At 61.1% G+C, this 20,125-nt stretch carries 15 protein-coding genes and 3 pseudogenes; 10 read left to right on the forward strand and 8 right to left on the reverse strand.

The annotated features are described in order from the left end of the window. The 8 genes and pseudogenes from IWY39_RS19555 to IWY39_RS19590 all read left to right on the forward strand — a co-directional run bounded on the left by IWY39_RS19555 (window position 1) and on the right by IWY39_RS19590 (window position 9,095). The gene (locus IWY39_RS19555) at window positions 1-627 is read left to right on the forward strand and encodes a UGSC family (seleno)protein (protein WP_107123792.1); all 627 of its coding nucleotides are present in this window, start codon (window positions 1-3) and stop codon (window positions 625-627) included. Then, window positions 624-1,670, forward strand: a complete 1,047-nt coding sequence (locus IWY39_RS19560) for a hypothetical protein (protein WP_107123791.1) — start codon at window positions 624-626, stop codon at window positions 1,668-1,670. The genes IWY39_RS19555 and IWY39_RS19560 overlap by 4 nt, the downstream gene beginning before the upstream one ends. 112 nt (window positions 1,671-1,782) lie before the next feature. Continuing rightward, the gene (locus IWY39_RS19565; RefSeq protein ID WP_107123790.1) at window positions 1,783-3,186 is read left to right on the forward strand and encodes an aldehyde dehydrogenase family protein; all 1,404 of its coding nucleotides are present in this window, start codon (window positions 1,783-1,785) and stop codon (window positions 3,184-3,186) included. Between the two features lie 121 nt (window positions 3,187-3,307). Beyond that, window positions 3,308-4,309 carry a hypothetical protein gene (locus IWY39_RS19570; RefSeq protein WP_107123789.1) on the forward strand — a complete coding sequence of 334 codons (1,002 nt, stop codon included), beginning with the start codon at window positions 3,308-3,310 and terminating at the stop codon, window positions 4,307-4,309. Between the two features lie 54 nt (window positions 4,310-4,363). Next, window positions 4,364-5,062, forward strand: a complete 699-nt coding sequence (locus IWY39_RS19575; RefSeq protein WP_107123788.1) for an SDR family NAD(P)-dependent oxidoreductase — start codon at window positions 4,364-4,366, stop codon at window positions 5,060-5,062. A gap of 135 nt (window positions 5,063-5,197) precedes the next feature. Further along, window positions 5,198-6,397: an AAA family ATPase gene (locus tag IWY39_RS19580; protein WP_107123787.1), complete on the forward strand. Its 1,200-nt coding sequence runs from the start codon at window positions 5,198-5,200 to the stop codon at window positions 6,395-6,397. A gap of 74 nt (window positions 6,398-6,471) precedes the next feature. After that, the gene (locus IWY39_RS19585) at window positions 6,472-7,587 is read left to right on the forward strand and encodes a ParB/RepB/Spo0J family partition protein (protein ID WP_107123786.1); all 1,116 of its coding nucleotides are present in this window, start codon (window positions 6,472-6,474) and stop codon (window positions 7,585-7,587) included. A gap of 280 nt (window positions 7,588-7,867) precedes the next feature. Then, a pseudogene (locus IWY39_RS19590) lies at window positions 7,868-9,095 on the forward strand (replication initiator protein A). Here IWY39_RS19590 and IWY39_RS19595 read toward each other — a convergent pair. From IWY39_RS19595 to IWY39_RS19610, 4 genes are all read right to left on the reverse strand, one after another. Next, window positions 9,089-9,640: a hypothetical protein gene (locus tag IWY39_RS19595; RefSeq protein WP_107123785.1), complete on the reverse strand. Its 552-nt coding sequence runs from the start codon at window positions 9,638-9,640 to the stop codon at window positions 9,089-9,091. The pseudogene IWY39_RS19590 and the gene IWY39_RS19595 overlap by 7 nt on opposite strands. Window positions 9,641-9,845: 205 nt before the next feature. After that, complete coding sequence (drmC, locus tag IWY39_RS19600; RefSeq protein WP_196871686.1) at window positions 9,846-10,610, reverse strand: DISARM system phospholipase D-like protein DrmC; 765 nt, start codon at window positions 10,608-10,610, stop codon at window positions 9,846-9,848. Then, entirely contained in the window at window positions 10,607-11,569 is a 963-nt protein-coding gene (drmB, locus tag IWY39_RS19605) for a DUF1998 domain-containing protein (RefSeq protein WP_107123784.1), read from the reverse strand. Before drmB ends, drmC begins: the two co-directional genes overlap by 4 nt. A gap of 273 nt (window positions 11,570-11,842) precedes the next feature. Next, a complete protein-coding gene (locus IWY39_RS19610; RefSeq protein WP_107124880.1) occupies window positions 11,843-13,381 on the reverse strand; it encodes an integrase catalytic domain-containing protein in 1,539 nt (512 codons plus the stop codon). 188 nt (window positions 13,382-13,569) lie between these two features. Between IWY39_RS19610 and IWY39_RS19615 the strand changes: the two genes are divergently transcribed. Then, window positions 13,570-14,604: an IS110 family transposase gene (locus tag IWY39_RS19615; RefSeq protein WP_107126479.1), complete on the forward strand. Its 1,035-nt coding sequence runs from the start codon at window positions 13,570-13,572 to the stop codon at window positions 14,602-14,604. A gap of 261 nt (window positions 14,605-14,865) precedes the next feature. On the opposite strand, the pseudogene IWY39_RS19620 reads toward IWY39_RS19615, so the two are convergent. From IWY39_RS19620 to IWY39_RS19635, 4 genes and pseudogenes are all read right to left on the reverse strand, one after another. Next, a pseudogene (locus tag IWY39_RS19620) lies at window positions 14,866-15,027 on the reverse strand (transposase); the annotation flags it as partial. 103 nt (window positions 15,028-15,130) lie between these two features. Then, window positions 15,131-15,880 (reverse strand): IS21-like element helper ATPase IstB, encoded by a 750-nt coding sequence (istB, locus tag IWY39_RS19625; protein ID WP_231377638.1) that lies wholly within the window; start codon window positions 15,878-15,880, stop codon window positions 15,131-15,133. 42 nt (window positions 15,881-15,922) lie between these two features. Then, window positions 15,923-17,476, reverse strand: a complete 1,554-nt coding sequence (gene istA / locus IWY39_RS19630; RefSeq protein ID WP_107126060.1) for an IS21 family transposase — start codon at window positions 17,474-17,476, stop codon at window positions 15,923-15,925. A 151-nt stretch (window positions 17,477-17,627) separates the two neighbouring features. After that, window positions 17,628-18,599 (reverse strand): annotated as a pseudogene (locus IWY39_RS19635) (IS256 family transposase); the annotation flags it as partial. A 369-nt stretch (window positions 18,600-18,968) separates the two neighbouring features. Between IWY39_RS19635 and IWY39_RS19640 the strand changes: the two are divergent. Further along, window positions 18,969-20,111, forward strand: a complete 1,143-nt coding sequence (locus IWY39_RS19640) for a metallohydrolase (protein WP_107126365.1) — start codon at window positions 18,969-18,971, stop codon at window positions 20,109-20,111. Window positions 20,112-20,125: the final 14 nt, after the last annotated feature.

A 20,125-nucleotide genomic window follows, 5' to 3' on the forward strand; every position in this document is an offset into this window, starting at 1 on the left:
ATGGCTGACAGCGCCGCTAACGATATTCTAAGCCCAAAGGGACGCGCCAACTATAGTATTTCCCCTATTGCGCCCCGTCTGACCGACCTGCGCGGCAAGCGCATTGGCTTGCTCGACAACAAGAAGGCGAACGCCGACATCGTGCTCGATGAACTGGGCCGGGTGCTGGAGGCCGAATATGGCGCGACCGTGGTGCTGCGGTTGCAAAAGCCCGACACGGCGCGGCCCGCCAGCGGCTATGGCTATATCGACCGGCTGGTGGACGGCGTCGACGCGGTGATCAACGCCTATGGCGACTGCGGATCCTGCACCTCCTGGTGCATTCACGACAGCGTGGACCTGGAGAAACGCGGAATCCCGGTCGCGACCATCAACACCGACGAATTCGCCTCGCTCGGCCAGTTCGACGCAATCGCCAAGGGCCTGCCCGGCCTGCCGATCGTCACCGTGCCGCATCCGATCGGGGACAATCTCGAACCCGAAGCACGGGCTAAGGCGCGCGACGCCGCCGGCGGCATCGTCGCCGCGCTGACCGGCGACGCCCGCGACGTCGAACAGAGCTTCACCAACCGTTACATCACCCGCGACGCCGCCGATCGCAAGGAAGGGCTGGTGTGCGCGCTATGACCCTGCCCCTCGATGTCCTCGACATTTCCGCCGATTTCGAAGCCTGCAACGATCGCCTCTATGGCGAGGGGCTGACCGACGGCTTGCCGGTGGTGCCGCCCACCCGCGCGCGCGTCGAGCGGATGCTGGCCGCCACTCATCTTGCCCCCGACACCAATTTGGGCGCGTTCCCGCCCGCTTATTGCGACGCCACCGTCGCGTCGATCGCGGTCAATGCGGTGATGGCGGGTGCTCTGCCCGAATATTTCCCAGTGATCCTTGCCTCCATTCAGGCACTGCTGGACCCGCAGGTCAATTGCTACGCGATCAACACGACCACGCATCCCGTTACCGCCATGCTCGTCGTCAACGGCCCGATCGTGCAGGAACTGAAGCTCAATTCGGGCTATAATGTCTTTGGCCAGGGGTGGCGCGCGAACCAGACCATCGGCCGCGCGGTGCGGCTGTGCATGGTCAATATCGGCGGCGGCACGCCCGGCCATGGCGACCGCGCGACCCACGGCCATCCGGGCAAGATCAGCTTTTGCATCGCGGAGAATGAGGCGGCCAGTCCCTTCGCCCCGCTGCACGTCCGGCGGGGGTACATGGCGGAGGAAAGCACGGTCACAATCTTCGGCGCAGAGGCTCCGCATGAGATTAACGACCATCGCAGCACCCATGCCGCCTCGGTGCTCACCACCTGCGCGGACACTTTCGCGACGATCGGCAATAATAACGCCTATTTGTCGGGCGGCGAGATCGTGCTCGTGCTCGGCCCCGAACATGCGCAGACGATTGCGCGGTCGGGCTGGGACGTGCGCAAGGTGCAGGAATATCTGTTCGCCAAGGCGCGCAATCCCGCGGCCAAGCTGCGCGCGGTCGACAAGCTGCGCCACATCGATCCCAGGCAGATCAATATCGACGATCCCGACGAGATGGTGCCGCTGGTCAACAGCCCCGAAGATGTCGTCGTGATCGTGGCGGGCGGCGCGGGCAAACATTCGATGGCGATCCACAGTTTCGGCATCACCCGCTCGGCGACCGTCGCGATCGAGCGGCGCTGACCGACCTTCCCTTCTTCGTCCGCATAATTATGTTATCATGCGTCCCATAATAGGTTATTGCCTGTAGACAGTCACGGCGTCCTGAGCGCGGCGAAAGATGAGGGAGAGGAATATGAGCGAGTTTCCGATGCTGATCGGCGGCGCAATGGTGGAAGGCGCGGCTGAGCAGGATGTGATCAACCCCGCGACCGAAGGCGTCGTCGCCAAGGCTCCGCACGCCAGCGCCGCGCAGATCGGCGAGGCGGTTGCAGCGGCCAAGGCCGCTTTCCCCGCATGGTCGGCCCGCCCGATCGCCGAGCGCGCGGCGGTCCTCAGCGCCATCGCCGACATTGTCGAGGCCAATCTGGACGAACTGGCGCGGCTGACCACGCTGGAACAGGGCAAGCCATTCCCCCACGCACAGTTCGAGGTGCGCGGCGTTTCGGGAATGTTGCGATATTATGCTAGCGTCGATCTTCCGGTCGAACTGCTGGAGGACAGCGCGCACCGCCGGGTAGAACTGCATCGCCGGCCACTGGGCGTGGTCGCGGCGATCATCCCGTGGAATTTCCCGCTCGCCCTGTTCGCTACGAAGATCGCCAATGCGCTGATTTCGGGCAATACGGTCGTCGTGAAGCCTGCCGCGACGACGCCGCTGGGCACGCTGCGGATCGGGGCGCTGATCCGCGACGTCGTGCCCGCAGGCGTCCTCAATATCGTGTCCGACGCCAATGATCTGGGCGCGGTGCTGACCGACCATCCCGACGTGCGCAAGATCACTTTCACCGGATCCACCGAAACCGGCAAGAAAGTGATGGCAAGCGCCGCGAGCGACCTCAAGCGCGTGACGCTTGAACTGGGCGGCAACGACGCGGCGATCGTGCTGGACGACGCCGATCCCAAGAAAGTGGCGCAAGGGCTGTTCCAGGGCGCGTTCGCCAATAGCGGCCAGGTTTGCCTCGCGATCAAGCGCGTCTATGCCGACGAGCGCGTCTATGATTCGCTGGTGGAGGAACTGGCGACTCTCGCCAACGCGGCGGTGGTCGGCGACGGGCTGGAGCAGGGAACGCAGTTCGGCCCGTTGCAGAACAAGGCGCAATATGAGCGCATCAAGTCGCTGATCGAGGATGCCCGCTCACACGGCACGATCGTCGCCGGCGGCGAAGCGTCGGACGGCAAGGGCTATTTCATTACCCCGACGATCGTCAGGGATATCGAAGACGGAACCCGACTGGTGGATGAAGAGCAATTCGGCCCGATCCTGCCGGTGATCAAGGTCAAGGATGCGGAAGATGCGCTGCGCCGCGCCAATGCTTCGCCCTATGGCCTGGGCGGATCGGTCTGGTCGTCGGATACCGGCCGCGCCGCCGCGCTGGCCGCGCGCATGGACACCGGCACGGCATGGGTCAACAAGACGCTGGACCTTGGTCCGACCATTCCGTTCGCCGGCGCGAAAAGTTCCGGGCTCGGCGTGGAATATGGGGTCGAGGGGCTGCACGAATTCACGCAGGTACATGTCGTCAATATCGCAAAATGACGCTCCGGCCCTAGCGGCCAATGCATATGTGATGAGGTCGGCATCACTCTTGTCACACGAGAGGGGCGATGTTCTCCGGGGTGCTGCCGCGCGCGATGCGGGAACAGGAGAGGAGAATATCATGACGGCGCCGCTCGACATGCGCATCGATGTGTCCGACGCGATCGGCCTTGCCGACGCGCAAATCGCGATGAGCGTCTTCCTGCCCGATCCGCAGCGCCTTCCCGATACGCCGATCGTCCTGTTCGCCAGTCCGGGCGGCGGATACGCGCGCGGCTATTTCGACATTCATGTCGAGGGTCATGTAGGCTATAGCGAAGCCGAATATCATGTGGCGCGCGGTTTCATCTACATCGCCTATGATCATCTGGGCGTCGGCGACAGTACGACGCGCTATAATGCCGACATCCGCATGGAAACGATCGCGGCGGCCAATGACGCCGCCGTCCGCCAGATCCTGGCGCAGCTTGCCGAAGGAACGCTCGCACCGGGTTTCCCGCCGGTGGAAAAGCCGTTCGTGGTGGGCAGCGGCCAGTCACTGGGCGGTGGATTGACGATGATCATGCAGGGCCGCCACCACACATTCGACGCCATCGCCCCGCTCGGCGTCAGCGGCACCCATACCGTCCTGCCCCAGCCCAATGCGGAACTCGCCCGGCTGACGCGCTCAACTTATGTCTTCACGCGCGGCACCCCCAATGCGGAACTGGTACAACAGCGTGGCCAGAAAGCCAATCCCGATTGGGTCTATCCTTTCCACTGGGAGGATGTTCCCGCCGATATATTGAAGGCCGACATGGAAGCCGGCTATCCGGCGCGGAAAACCGCGCCGGCCTGGGGCAGCCTGACGCTGCCGCCCTGCGTGATTGGCTCCAATTCACCGCATTTCTTCGCCGCCGAAGTGTCGCAGATCGACGTGCCGGTGCTGCTGGCGATGGGCGAACGCGACGTGTGCCCGGAGCCGCACAGGGAGCCTGCCGCCTTCACCGCGTCGCCCGACATATCGCTCTTCATCGCACCCACTATGGCGCATATGCACAATTTCGCATCGAGTCGGGCCAAGCTGTGGGCGCGCCTCAACAGCTGGGCGCAAATGATCGCCGGCGCCGCGCGCGACGCCTGATCCGGCTCCAATTACAACATCCCGTCCATCCCTCTCGCGAAAGGCGCGGCCTCCATGTCCCGTTCGATCCTCGTCACTGGCGGCTTCGGCGTGCTGGGCACCGCCGTCGCCTCCGCCTTTCTGACGCAGGGCGCCCGGGTCGCGCGGGTCGATCTCGCTCCCGCACCGGCGCGCGCGGCCGAACTGCCCGGCGCGCTGGATCTGGGGGGCACCGACCTCACCGATCCGCAAGCGGTCGCCCATATCACCGAGTCCGTCAGGTCGAGGTTCGGCGGCATCGACATACTGGTCAATGTCGCAGGAGGCTTTGCATGGGAAAGCGTGGCGACCGGCAGCATCGACAGCTGGGATCGGCTGTACCGGATGAACCTTGGGACCACAGTCGCCATGACGCAGGCGGCGCTGCCCTACCTGCTTGCCTCGCCCGACGCACGGATAATCAATATCGGCGCCGGCGCGGCTATCCGGGCCGATGCGGGCATGGGCGCCTATGCCGCCTCAAAGGCTGGCGTGCACCGGCTGACCGAAAGTCTGGCCGCGGAACTGGCGGGAAAGCAGATCACTGTCAACGCCGTGCTCCCAAGCATTATCGACACCCCCGCCAATCGTGCCGACATGCCCTATGCCGACTTCGCTACTTGGGTTCAACCGGTTGCGCTGGCCGATGTCATAATCTGGCTCGCCTCCCCCGCCGCGCGCGCGGTGACCGGCGCGCTCATTCCTGTGACACGCGGAAGCCTCAGTTCCGGGTAAACGCGCCCGCTTTCCCGCACTCCTCCGCAACTTAGACAGCTCGCACATTGCGATAAGTATGAAGCCCTTCCCCGCTTGAATGAAACATGTCATAAACCGCCCAATTCTACTTCAATTGCATATCGGGGCCATGACATGGATTCAATCGTCAGTCAGATCGGCGATCTTGCGCAATCGGGCGAGCGTATGATCGAACGGCTGCGACGCAAGGCATTTCTGCCAGAGAGCCGCAAGGGCCTCAAGGTCCGCTTTGGAATCGCCGAGGCGGCGCAGCTTCTGGGCTGTTCAACCAACCGCATCCGCATGGCGGAGGGGGATGGCCGCCTGCCCCCTGCCCCGCCCACCGAAAATGGCCGCCGGCCCGGCTACACGGTTGAGGAAATGCTGAACATGCGCCATGTGCTCGGCGCCAGCCCGGAACGCGCCCCGCTCGACATTCCTGCGATCATTGCCGTGCAGAATTTCAAGGGTGGGGTGGGCAAATCGACCGTTACCACGCATCTCGCCCATTATTTCGCGGTACAGGGCTATCGCGTGCTGGTGGTCGATTGCGACAGTCAGGCGACCACCACCACCCTGTTCGGCTTCAACCCGCATTTCAACATCAAGCGGGAGGAGACGCTCTATCCCTATCTGTCGATCGACCCGACCCAGGCCGACCTGCTTTACGCGGTCAAGCGCACGCCCTGGCCCAATGTCGATCTGATCCCGTCCAACCTCGAACTGTTCGACGTCGAATATGAGCTTGCGGCAGCGGGCAGCGACGGCGGCAGTGTGCTGGCCGCGCGGTTTCGCAAGCTGAAACAAGGGCTTATCGACCTTGCGCGCAATTATGACATCGTCCTGCTCGATCCCCCGCCGGCGCTCGGCACGATCAGCCTGGCGGTGATGCAGGCGGCCAATGCGCTACTGGTGCCGATGGCGGCGACCACGCCGGACTTCTGCTCGACCGTCCAGTTCCTCTCGATGATGGATCAGGTGATCGCCCAGTTACAGGATGCCGGCATAACCGTGGACTATAGCTTCGTCCGCCTGATCTGTTCCAAATTCGACGCCAACGACCCCAGCCATGCGATGGTGCGCGCAATCATGGAACAGAGTTTCGGCCCTGCCCTGCTCCCCGTCCCCATCCTCGAAAGCGCGGAAATCAGCCATGCGGCGCTCCGCATGATGACAGTCTACGAACTGGAGCGCCCGGTCGGCACCCCCAAGACGCACAAGCGCTGCAAGGCCAATCTCGACGAGGCGATGGGCCAGGTCGAGCAGCTAGTGCGACAAGGCTGGGGCCGCGTCGCGCCAGCGCGCGAAGAGGATGTGATCCATGCCGCCGCCTGACTCGCGCCGATGCCTTTCCTACACTTCATGTTCTCTATATGTTCGCGTGCGGTCGCGGATCGAGGAAGTTTTCTATGGCGCGTAAGCAATCTGATTATCTGGCGTCGCTGCTCGCCGACGAGCCGGCGGACGCGCCCGCAGCTACCATAGCTGCGTCCACCCCCTCTAACTCGATATCGGCCTCCCCTGCCCCGCCGCGCGCGCCGGCAGCGTCCGCCAGCGATGCGCCGCCGACCGAGCGGCCCCGCGCGTCTACCCTGCTGGGCCGCGAATCCGCACTTGCCCGTGTGGCCAGCGGCGAAGTGCGGCAAGTCACGCAATTGCTGCTGGATCCCGCGCGCGTCCGCATCTGGCCCGGCAATGCGCGGGCCTATGCACATCTGAGCGAAGAAAATTGCCGCGAACTAATCGATTCGATCATCGCTGAGGGCGGACAGAAAGTTCCAGCCGTGATCCGCCGGGTCGAAGGTGATGCGGCGCATGATTATGAAGTGATTGCCGGCACCCGTCGTCACTGGTCGATCAGTTGGCTGCGTAGCCACAGCTATCCAGAAATGATGTTCATCGCCCAGGTCGCGGTGCTGGATGACGAGGCTGCCTTTCGTCTGGCCGACCTCGAAAATCGCGCACGCAAGGATGTGTCGGACCTAGAACGCGCGCGCAATTATGCTGCCGCGCTGACCGACCATTATGGCAATCACCTGACACGCATGGCCGAGCGGCTGAAATTGTCCAAAGGCTGGCTAAGCAAGATGATCAAGGTCGCGGGTATTTCCGACACGATCTTCGCCGCCTTCGCTTCGCCCGCCGATGTTCAGCTCAAGCCGGCTTATGCGCTGGCGCAGGCGCTGGATGATGACCGCTCAGCCCCCGCCATCGCCGCCGAAGCAAAGCGTATCGCTGCCGAGCAGAGGGCGGCGCGCGCGGGAGAGACCCTTGCCCTTCCCGCGGCAGAGGTATTGCGCCGGCTGCTCAATGCGCCCCGCGCAAACGCGCGCGACATCGCCCCTGCCCCGTTCATCTGGTCCATGCCCAATGGGCGCCCCGGCCTCAGCATACAGTCGGTTAACCGTCAGGGCGTCACTGTTCGCATCCATGCCGGGTCGGGCGCAGATATCGGCCTCTTGACCAATGCGCTTCGTGAAGCGCTGGAACATCTGGAGCGGCAGGGCTTGGGATTGCAGAAATGACAGGCGCAGCCTTTGCGCCGGAACGCCGTCGGTTTCCCCTGTTTCCCCAGGGAAACGCAGCGAAGCGCAACGTGTCTGGGCGCGCGGTTCGCCGATTATGCCCCCCTTCCCTTCCCCGCGCCATAGGAGATGCAGGTCCGCGACCGTCGTTCCCTCTGCGGGATTTCGCCGCACCGATCCACGCCGTTTCCCCGGGGAAACGCCACGAGGCGAAGCGCAGCCCAGTCCGGCAAGTCCCGACGCCCATGCACCGATTCACCCTATTCCGGACACAGCATCCATGACCAACGCCTCGCAGCAGGTGATCAACGACCAGTTCAATCTGTTCCTGCCCTATCTGGCGGACCTGCCGGTCCGCGACCAACGCGAGATGATGGAACGGCCGTTTTTCAGCCTCGCCAAACCCAAGCGCGTCAAACCAATCGATTATCGTTCCCCCGACGGCAAGGCGCGGGTCCATGTCTCGGCCAATCCCGATTATGGCATGGCAACGATCTGGGACGCCGATATCCTCATCTATTGCGCCTCCACCCTCGCCGACATGGCCCGGCGCGGCGTGAACGACATTCCACGCAAGCTGCACCTTATGCCCTATGACCTACTGCGCGCCATTCATCGGCCGACCACCGGCCGTGCCTATGAATTGCTAGGCCAGTCGCTCGACCGGTTGGTTTCGACCACGATCAAGACCAATATCCGGGCCGAAAACCGGCGAGAAGCGACCTTCAGCTGGCTCGATGGCTGGACGCAGCTCGTCGACGAAAGGACTGAAAGGTCGCGCGGCATGACGATCGAACTCAGCAACTGGTTCTATGAGGGGGTGCTGATGCAGGGCGGGGTGCTCAGCATCGACCGCGCCTATTTCGACCTGCGGCGGGCGCGAGCGCTGGCTATACCGCGTCGCGCGCAAACATGCCGGTGGGGCAGGGGAGGGCGGTTTCGCGATATCGATGCCGACCCTGTTTGAAAAATCGGGTGCTGAGGGGCAATATCGCCGATTTAAGTTTGAATTGCTCAAAATTGCCGAGCGCGATGCGCTGCCGGGTTATGCGCTCAGCGTCGAACAGACGGGTAAGCGTGAACCCTCATTGCGGATGCGCCGTCGTCCCGACGCCGAAGGCCAGGGGAGGGGCCCTGTCGCCGCTCTGACGAGCAACGCTGCACCGATCGGCGATAAGAGCGTGTCCTCGACGGTAGCAAAGACACTGGCTTCGTCGTCACCCTCCGCGTCCCCCTCTGCCCCTTTGCCTGACGCGCCGCTGATCGACGCTCGCGCTCTGGTCCGTCGCAGCATCACCAGTCTTTCGACCCGTGCGACCGCGGGGGAGATTACCGATGCGACTCTTGCCCTCCTGCGCGCAGAATGCCCTGGCTGGGACTATCAGGTGCTGCATCAGGGATTTCGCGAGTGGATCGGCGCAGATGCCGCCCGCACCCCGGTCAATTACCAGAATGCATTTCTCGGCTTTGTTCGTCACTGCGCAGCAAATATGCAGGCGTCTCAATAACCGCCAGCTAACGCGAGCCGTACATCCGGAGCGATCGTGTAGACCGCTTCACGCTGTGCTCCTCGGTTCGGATGATCGACACGGTATCCCTGATAGTGGCGATGCAACAATCCAGCACGCACAAGATCCGAGACGGCTCGGCTGACGTTCGTGCGCCCGGATCGCAGTATGCGCGCCTCGATCTCTTCGTTCTCCTGCTGAGCTAGATCTCCAGCGTTTTCGGAAGCGTCAGCCTTCGCCGTCAGCTCTGATCGAACAGCTGCAATCATGGCCGTGCGGCGGCAGTCGCGATTGGCCAGCGGCGCTAGAGCCTGGCATAGCCAATCGCGTACCGGAACCTGGCCGGCTCCGCATCGAACATACGGCCCGAGACTGCCATTCTCTCCAGCGGCCTTCGCGATCAGATTGAGAACGAGCAGCACGTATCTAGGACGTTTGGATACCTGCGATACTCGGCCGACGAGATCTGGAAGTGCGACAGACGGCGGCGCCGCAATCGGCGTAGCTGGTTCGATGTAATCAAAGAGATCGGCTTGGTGGAACATAGCAAGAATCTAGCACAAGCAATGCGGCTGCGAATCCCCCAAAATCATCTCGTTGCCGGAAAAGTCACCAGTGTCACTTTACCCGGCCGGTAAAGTGACACTGGTGACACGGTTACAGTCGCGTGCACGCTGGCCAAGACCGCATGCCCCATTTTGAAACCAAACCCGGCACGAGATGAGTTCCGTATGCGAGCTGGTTCTGAGATCAGACCGCCTGTATGATTTTCGTTCGTATCAACGCGTGGAGATGATCGCGCAGCAAGTGCGGAAGATCGCCTCCAGTCAGGAGGAAGCCCGCTTCCATGTTTTTCTCCAACGCGTGCCCGGTCAGGTTCGCACTAGTCAGGAAAACCCTTGCGGCATCGGCGACAGCAACTTTGGCATGAACGCGGCCATTCGTGAACGGAGGGACGCGATTGATCCAGGCGTACAAACTTGCATCCGGGACTGCCTTTTTCATCGTTGCAACCGGATCTACGAGAAGGCTTCCACCTTGGCTCACGGAAGCTTCGACGAGAATGCGGGTATCAACGCCACGAGCGATGGCATTAGTGATCGCTGCGATCACCGATGGAATGTCGTAGGCCACGAAGCTCACGATGAACAGTTCGCGCTCGGCGCGATCTATGACATCTAAAAGCACCTGCTCAGTACGGCGCGTCGCGACGAAAGGGGTCGTGGGGCCGGTCCATACAAATTCGACGCTCTGTTCCTGTTGAGATCTGAGGCGGCCATGAGCGGCGCCCATCAGCATTCCGGCGACGACATCACCGGACAAAGTCGTTTTTCGCCACACCGCCAAAAGTGACCACAAAGCGGCACGCGCTGGCGGCGTTCCGACGATGCCAATGAACTCTTTCACTCGATCGGCGGGACAGGTCCCGCGGAGCCGCGATGCGATCGCTTCGACTTTCGACGGTGACAATAGCGCCACGAGTTCCGCGACCGCGTCCAAAAGGATGGTCGTCACTTGGCCTGGAAGAACGCGGCTTCCGCGTTTTCGAGAGTGGGCACGACGAGCGCACGGTCGAGATTCCGGTTGCCTTTCTCGCAAGATGTCTCGGATACGAAAGAGCAGGCGTGACACGCGGCACCGTGCAACGACTGATCTTTGCTGGGATCATGCTCGGAGCATAGCGGATCGGAAGCGCAGACGTGCCCTCGATCCAAAGCTTGGCGAAGCAGACGCCCGAGATTTTCCGGTTTTCCCAGTTCGACCAGACCGCCGAGAGTGCCATCGGAGTCTGCAGCGGCGGTATAGATGAGGAAGCCGGCTTGATCCTTCCCGTCCTCCACATCACCGTAGATTCGCTCGCGGATACTGGCGGCATTGTACCCACACTCGAGCGCCAATTCCCTAATCAGCATATGAGCGAGCGTGTGGAGGAAGGCGTAACGGGGGCCGGGATGTCCCTGGGCCGGATCGAGGTTGCGCTTCTGGCGCCACCCACGATGGCCCGTGTGCATGCGGGCATCGACTTCCTTGACCGCGTCTCGCTCGGCCCATTCCTTCAGTGCATCGACATCGAATTGGATGAAAATGCCCTCGCCATGGACCTGCGTCGCAGGGATCCAGTCGGGAACCGACCGCCCCAGAGGCGCGCGTGGAGCGGCCTCATCGCCCGATCCTTCGTCGGGGGATTCGACGCGTGTGAAGCCCAATAGCGCATTCACTTCGCGTAACCGTTCCAGCAGCAGGACGCGGGTGACAACGGCTTCGAAGCCCTTGGGTACTTCGACCTTCTTGCTCAGGAAGTGGGGATAATCGGTGGGGGGTTCCGGAGCTGTCAGAATCTGCCATTCGGGCTCTTTCAGGTCACGCTGCTCGACATCGCCACCGCCATTGCGATGAACTTGAATGGCGGACCAAATCTGATCGCTCGTGAACTTCTCTATGGCGCGGCGATCTGGATGAGAAGTTTCCGTCAATCAGGATGAGAACTGATCGTCGCGGTTTTCAAGTGGTGCCTGCTTTGATTGACGCTGGCAAGCGCTACTCGCAGGTTTGATTGTCGCTGCGCGACATTTCCTCGTTGGACTTGATTGTCGCGAAGGTCCGTATTGCCTCACGGAGGAATGCTCCCGAATGGAGTGATCGTTGCCTCACGTAAATGTTCCCTACAGGACATAGCCAGTCATGGCGATACTTGCGTGACGGGTGGCCGTGCAGCCGAGCCGTAGGCGAGGCGGAGCGGCCACCCGTCACGCAGCGCTTATCATGGCCATCGTGCCTGCTGTGCCTTCGCTGGTTACCGCAGGCATATGACTGAACACGAGGGCACGTGCCTTTTCAGTGCGCCAGCCTTTCAGCCGACGTTGGACCGTCCGAAGGAGACCATTGGGGTAATTTCCCGGTTGCTCGGCCTGGAGCCTTTCCAACAACTCCCGTCCGGTGCGCCAGGGTTCTTCCTCGAACCAGGTTTCCAACTGGTCGGCAACCTGGACCAGCGGATCTGGTCGGCGACGCCCCCGTTTCTGCGGCGGTCTCGCTGTCGCCGTAGGCCGCGCCTCGCCGTTTTTCCATAACGTTCTCAGGCTCAACAGGAACGCATCCAGCGGCGGGGGCGACGCTGTCCCCGCCGGTGTCGCCGAGGCCACCGCATCAGCGAGGATCACCAGTTTTTGCTGCGCCATGCGGATGTCGCGCAGCAGCCGAACCGGATCCAGCCCGGCAGCGATGTGCCGAAGCTGCTGACGTGTCTGCTCGCTGGTCCGGGGCTCATCCATCAGGCGCTGGAACGGCGTCGCCGGGGCATGATAGCGTTTATACACTCTGGCTCCGTTCCGCTGCTTCTCGGCCAGTTTGAACGAAGGTTGGAAGAAGTTCACAAAAAGACGGGATGCGGCGTACAACTCCGCCAGCGACCTGGCCGCTTCCAGTCCCTCGAACCGACGATATCCCACCAGGCGACGCACAACGGAGCCATTTTTTTGCTCAACCCAGGCCTGATCGTTCTTCCGATAGGGCCGGCAACGGGTAAAGGTGACCCCAGTCGCGGCACAGTAGTCGCGTACGGTCTCATTGATGAACACACTGTCATTGTCAGAATCGAACCCCAGCAACGGGAACGGCATCAACTTGCGTAGTTCGGAAAGTACGGCAACCAACAGCGTTTGTTCGCGAACCAGTAGCGGTGCGCACTCGGTCCAACCTGTCGCGATATCGGTCAGCGTAAGCGTCCAGGCCCAGCTCCCCTTCGCAATCGGCCCGCTGTGTGACACAAGGTCTGCTTCCATATGTCCCGGAGCCGGGTCCCCCCAGTCGCTGAACGTTCGGATCGGAACGCTGCGCCTCAATTCTGATCCTGCCACACCCCGCCGCCGCAGCCTCGGACTGCTTTCCCTCACGGTCTTCAACGCCCGGTCGATCGTTGCTGCGCTCACCTGCAACAACTTGGCCTTGATCTCCGGATCCAGGTCAAGATGGCCATGGCCTTCCATGGCCTCGATCAGGATTGGTATGAGTGGCCGCAACCGCTTACCGCAGAGGCGATCGCTCGCCTCCCACAATAGGATCAGCGCGGTTCGCACCGCCTCGGTATAAATCCTGCGCTCGGGACGCGCCGTCTGTCGCGACGGCGCCTTCTCTCGCAAAATCCGCATCGCATGCTTGCGGTGCAATCCCGTGACCGCGACGAACTCGTCGAGAATCTTACCCTTGCTCGTGCGATCGGCCGCCCGATACCGCTCGCCAACCGCTTCAACCAATTCTCTCCGCGTTGCCATGCTCACCTTCCTCATCGTTTCCTCCCTGCCACCGCCGGGAGCATTTTAGATGAGGCAACTGGACAACACTCAGGAGCAATTCAGGCGAGGCAATGCGCTCTCTCATCCTGATTGTCGCGCGGCAGGACGGCCCATTTGATGGCATGGACCACCCCCATGCAAACGATCATATTATGTGGTGCCATTAAAGTGGAGGAAGCGCGATGTCAGTTGTTACGATTGGCCTTGATCTGGCCAAAACGGTTTTCCAAGTTCACGGTGTAGATGAGGCCGGCTTAACCGTGCTTCGCCGAAAGCTCTCTCGGGCCGATATGGCGGCCTTCTTCAAAAAGCAGCCGCCGTGCCTAGTCGGAATGGAAGCGTGTTCTAGCGCGCATCACTGGGCGCGCTTGCTTGTGGAGATCGGCCACACGGTCAAGCTCATTCCACCTCAGTACGTTAAGCCGTACGTGAAGCGGAACAAGACGGACGCCGCCGACGCGGAGGCCATATGCGAGGCCGTCGCCAAGCCGAACATGCGGTTTGTTCCTATCAAGACGAAGCAGCAACAGGCGGTTCTGGCTTTGCATCGTGTCCGCAGCCTGTTGGTCCGACAGCGAACGGCGACGATCAATGCACTGCGCGGACTGCTGGGCGAATACGGGCTTATCGCGGGCAAGGGCGTGCGACAGCTCGCGATATTGAGCGAGCGTCTTGCAACCTCGGACAAGACCGTCGTCCCGGACGAAGCGCGAGAAGCGTTGCGATGTCTTTTCCGGCACATCGACACATTAACCGATAAGCTTGGCGAGATGGAGAAGCGGATCGTCGCCTGGCACAAATCAAACCCGGACAGCCAGCGTCTGGCTACTGCTCCGGGCGTGGGCCCAATTACGGCGACAGCGATTGTGGCAGCCGTCGGCGATGGCAGTCAGTTCAAGTCTTCCCGTCATTTTGCAGCTTGGCTTGGCCTGACGCCGCGGATTCGAGCGAGCGGGGGAAAAGAGAAGATTGGTCGGATCAGCAAAGGCGGCGATCGATATCTCCGAACGCTCTTGATCCATGGAGCTCGGGCCGTTGTAGGAACAACGTTCCGCAAGGACGTGACACCTCGGCCCTGGCTTAAAGCTTTGGTCGACAGGAGGCCCGTGAATGTGGCCTCAACAGCCGTCGCTCACAAGACGGCTCGCTCGATCTGGGCCATGTTGACCAGGAATGAGGTATACCGCCGTCCATCGCCTTTGCCGATGGCGGCCTAACCAGTTCGGCGCCGATGTGATGGTGCCGACTTGCGAGGGCAACGACAGAGTATGGCGAACCGGTATCACCGGGGATCGACAAAGGTCACTGAAATGATGCGAACCAATTTGAGTTCGTCCATTTGTCCGGCCGTCGATCCGCGGAAACCATAGGGGCCTGCGGTGTGTAATGCCGCACAACAAGGCCGGATACACGACCGCAAGATCCGAAATCGTCGAAATCTGTTGAAAAGCCTTGCAAGGTGGGGGTGGTCCATACACATCATTTTGTTCCAATAGGATAGCCCCGACAAGTCGTGTGATTGCCTCTTCGTTGGGGAAGATGCCGACGACATCGGTGCGCCGCTTGATCTCGCCATTGAGCCGCTCGATCGGATTGTTGCTGTGGAGCTTTGTGCGATGCTGGGCCGGGAACGTCATATAGGTGCGTATTTCGCAAAAGTCGGACAGCTGCTTCGCTAAATCCCGGACAAGCGCTTCAGTAAATCCGGGACAGCTGGTGTAGGCAGTGGATGCCTGGTTGCTGTCAGGGTTGAGTGATTTCGATATTTGCTTCCTGGGTCAAGCCATGCGGAGCTTTTTGTCGCCGCATGCTGTCTCCTTTCAGCGTGATGCGATGGGCATTGTGGACGATGCGGTCGAGGATAGCATCGGCGATCGTGGGCTCGCCGATCATTTCGTGCCAGGCCGCCACGGGGAGCTGGGCGGTGATGAGCGTGGATCTGCGGCGATACCGTTCCTCGAAGATTTCGAGCAGATCAAGGCGTTGCTGATCGTTGAGACTATGGGTACCCCAGTCGTCCAGAATGAGCAGCTGAACGCGGGCAAGCTTGTCGACGACGCGTGGGAAGCGACCGTCGAGGCGCGCGAGTGCAAGATCCTCGAACAGGCGCGGCATGCGCAGATATAAGACGGAGTGATCCTGGCGCGCCGCCTGTCGCCCGAACGCACATCCCAGCCACGTTTTTCCCGTGCCGGTTTGGCCGGTGATAATGAGATTCTCATTTGCCTTGAGCCAGGCACCCTGTGCGAGCGAGAGGATATTGCGGCGATCCAGTCCGCGATGCGCCCCGAAGTCGATATTTTCGACACAGGCGTCGACAAAGCGCAGTTTCGCGCTGGCAAGACGATTAGTCAGCCGTCGATCGGCGCGAGTGGCGATCTCGCGGTCCAGCATGAGCCCGAGCCATTCGTCTCGGGTCAGATCGCCAGCGGTGTCTTGCTCGGCAATGTCGCGCCACGCGGCCGCCATGCCCGCTAGCCCCAGGCTATGCATTTGATCAAGGGTAGGATGCGTCAGCACAAGATCGTCCTTTCATTATTGATAATAGGACCCGCCACGGATGTTGTCGTGCGCCGGTGTTGGTTTGAGCGGCCCCGCTGTCGGCTGGATCTTGTCGAGCCCGGCCTTGAGGATGGCGTTGAGGGATGAGTAGGTAACGGCGCCGATCACCAGCGCTCGATCGCAGGCGGCTTCAAGCCGATCGCGCTCGTAGCGCCGGGCCAGCGAGAGGACGCCCATGGCGGAGCGATAGCCCTGCTCGGGATGTGGCTTGTCGATCATCAGCCTTTCCACGAACGTCGCTGTGTTAGGACCGGTTTTCCTGGCGCGCTCGATCAGGCTCGCTGGCGATATATTCGCATAGCGCTGATGCGCCTTGGGCATGTGCTCATTCACGGTAACGTGCCCACGGCGCTGCGATGTCCGCATATGGCTGGCGACCCGCGCATGATCGTAGAAGATCTCGACCACTCGATGCGTCAGGCGGATATCGACCTGCCGGCCGATCAGTCCGTGCGGCACGGAGTAAAAGGTCTTGTCGACCTCGACATGATAATCAGGATGGACCTTGGCGCGTTTCCACTCGGCATATTCGAACACCGACGTAGGTAACGCCGCCAATGCCGTCCGTTCGATCTCGTCAAAGATTGCGCGACGGGATTTGCCGACATGGCGCATGGGCCGATCATTGAGATCAACCAGCAAGTCCGCGATCGCGGCATTGAGATCCGCCAGACTGAAGAAGCGCCGATTGCGCAGCCGCGCCAGGATCCAGCGCTCCACGATCAACACTGCGCCCTCGACCTTTCCTTTGTCGCGCGGCCGCCGGCTCCGGGTAGGCAGGATCGTCGTATCGTAATGCTCGGCCATCGCCGCAAAGGTCGCGCTGAGCGTGGGCTCGAACCATAGCGCTTTGGCAACGCCCGCTTTCAGATTGTCGCACACGATCGCGCGCGGAACGCCGCCAACAAAGGCCAATGCCCGGCACTGCGCGTCGATCCAGTCCGGCAACTGCTGGCTCAAGCTGGCCATTGCGAAGGTGAAGGATGAAGCACCCAGCACCGCTACGAAGATCTGTGCCTGGGTGATGACGCCCGTCACAGGATCGATCAGCGGCACAGTCTGCCCGGCATAATCGGTTTGCAGGACGGCGCCCGCCTCATACCGATTGCGAAAGCTGACATGGGTCCGCCGCTGGAAGGACAGGAACCGATCGCAAAACCAGGTATAGCCATAGCCATTGGGATGGGCAGCCCGATATTCTTGCCACAGCAAAACCAGCGTCACGCCCTTGCGCTTGATCTCCCGCGCAACCACTGGCCAGTCCGGCTCGCCCAGATCCTGAGGAGGGCGGCCGACACGGCGGAACACCAGCCGTTCGATCGCTGCGTCGTCGTCGTAGCCGGCCGGCAACGGCCAGCCTGTCAGCCCAGCCTCGCGCGCCCGCAGTAAATAGGTCGACACCGTCGTCTTGCTAAGCTTCAGCCGCTCTGACACGGCCCGTACCGACAAACCCTGATCGTAGGTCAGCCGGAGGATCGATCGCATGTCCTTCACGTCGGTTCGTCTCGTCTGCTTCCGCCTTGGCATCACCCCTCCCATCGCAACGATGAGGAGCAACAATGCCAGAGCGGCGCATCACAAAACCTAACCTTGATCCTGTCCCAAACCCTGTCCGGGATTTAGCGGAATCACTGTCCCGTATTTACTGAAATGCCTGTCCGCGATTTAGTGAAATAACTGTCCGGAATTTTCCGAAACACGCAATATAGGCCAGCACATCTTCTTGAGCACTATCCATGAGAGCAGCCAGCTTTGGCACGGTTGGCCTGAGCTGATCAGCTACACTGCGCCATTGGGCCTTTGCAGCCTCCGGAGTTTCCTGAGCGAAGGCGGTGGCGATAAAAGCTGATACGACCCGGCGTCCGCTCTTGCCGGCATGGGCCAGCGCATTGCGCATAAAATGAACCCGGCATCGCTGCCAGGTGGCGCTGAACACTTTGGCGACGGAAGCCTTTATGCCTTCGTGGGAATCGGAGATCACCAGCTTCACGCCGCGCAGACCGCGACGAGCAAGGCTGCGTAGAAAGTCGGTCCAGAAGACCTCCGCTTCGGAATGACCGATCGCCATGCCGAGCACTTCGCGCCGGCCATCGCTGTTGACGCCAACGGCGATGATGACGGCGACCGAGACAATGCGACCGGCCCGCCGCACTTTGATGTAGGTCGCGTCCATCCACAGGTAGGGCCAGTCGCCTTCAATCGGACGATCGAGAAAAGCCTTCACGCGTTCATCGATCTCCACGCACAGACGGCTAACCTGGCTCTTTGAGATACCGCTCATCCCCATGGCCTTCACCAAATCGTCGACCGAGCGGGTTGAAATGCCTTGGATATAGGCTTCCTGAATGACGGCCGTCAGCGCTTTCTCCGCCAAGCGACGGGGCTCCAGGAACCCGGGAAAATATGTTCCCTTGCGCAGCTTGGGGATCCGCAGCTCGACCGTGCCTGCTCGCGTCTCCCAGTCCCGATCCCGATAGCCGTTGCGCTGTGCCAGGCGCTCACGATCTTTCTCACCATAGGCAGCGCCGGTCACACTGCCCACTTCCAGTTCCATCAGCCGCTGCGCGGCAAAGCCGATCATGTCGCGTAGAAAATCGCCATCGGCTGTCTTCCCAACCAGGGCGTGCAGGTCCATCTTGTCATTGGTCATCGGTGGTCTCCGTAAGTTGAGCTTCGCAACTCCAACTTATCCGAAGTTCACCGATGACCACCCGCGAAACTGACCGGCCGCTACAGCGCTTTATCGATGAGCGCGCGTCCGGTCAGCTTCGCTAACCCTCAAAACCTACACCACCACCAGGGACACGACCAATCCGCATGATGAATGACGGCTTTAACGGAAGCCAACATTTGCTCGCTTGCCACCTATGTATTGCCAAAATGTTGGCATTTCCATGATGTATGCGCGCGCTATAGCATTAAACTCTAAGCATACCCGCGCGAGAAATAAAGTTGCGTCCTTGAAAGCCGCAGCATTTCACCTATTTCCAATTTCTAACCAAGTGGGCGGGGCACAGATATGGCAAAGACCTATCATTTCAAGGTGGGCAACGGCGACATGGCGTTGGTCGAACTCGAAAACGGTCAACGTATTCTCATCGACATTAACATTCGCAGCGCCGCGAACAATCCAGATGACGATACACCAGATGTGGCGGCGCAGTTGCGCGAAATCCTTGATCGCGACGATGACGACCGGTTGTTCGTCGATGCGTTCTTGCTGACACATCCCGATGCGGACCATGTTCGCGGATTGCAGAACCACTTCCATCTCGGCCCCCTCTCGTCACATAAGGCTGCGGACGATAAGATCGTGATCCGCACGATGTGGTCCTCACCGCTGGTTTTCCGCCGTCGCCGCAAAGACGATCTTTTGTCGCCCGATGCCGAGGCGTGGCAGGATGAAGCTCGTCGGCGCGTCGCGTTGTTTCGTAAGAACAAGACGCTCGGCGAAGGGGATCGCATCCTCGTGTTGGGCGAGGACGTTAATGCCAAAACCGATGATCTGGAGGGCATCCTTGTCCGTGCCGGTGAGCGGTTCGCCAACGTAGACGGCATTCAAGATGAACTCTTCGATGCGCTGTTGCTGGCGCCGCGGCTCGCCGAAACTGAAGACGAGGCTAATATTCTCACCAAGAACAATTCGAGCGTCATCATTCAGATGCGGATTGGAGCCGGCGGTAAAGAGGATGCAGCTTATCTTCTATTTGGAGGCGATGCCGAAGTTGTGATCTGGGAGAAGCTATGGGATCGATGGCAGGACGAACCCGCCAATTTGGCGTATGATCTTTTGGTCGCTCCGCATCATTGCTCCTGGCATAGCCTATCGTGCGATAGTTGGTCAAAAAAGGGCGAAGATGCCAAGGTTTCGCCGAATGCACGGAGCGCGCTCGCGCAAGGTCGCCCCGGTGCCATGATCGTCGCCAGCTCTTGCCCGATCAGTGACGATGATAAAGACCCGCCGTGCATCCGCGCCAAGCGCGAATATGAGGATATGGCCGGCGATTTTAGCGGCGAGTTCAAATGCGTCGGTGAGGTAGAGGGCGACGATCCGGTTATGTTCGAGATCGGACGGAACGGTCCGAAGCTGAAGCGTGTTGCGCTGGCTGCTACTACGGCAGCGGCGACGGGGGTCGGCAGCGAAGCATTGGCGCACGGGTGAGCGAAATATCCTTA

Source organism: Sphingobium sp. JAI105 (genome assembly GCF_015752145.1).
GTDB lineage: Bacteria > Pseudomonadota > Alphaproteobacteria > Sphingomonadales > Sphingomonadaceae > Sphingobium > Sphingobium xenophagum.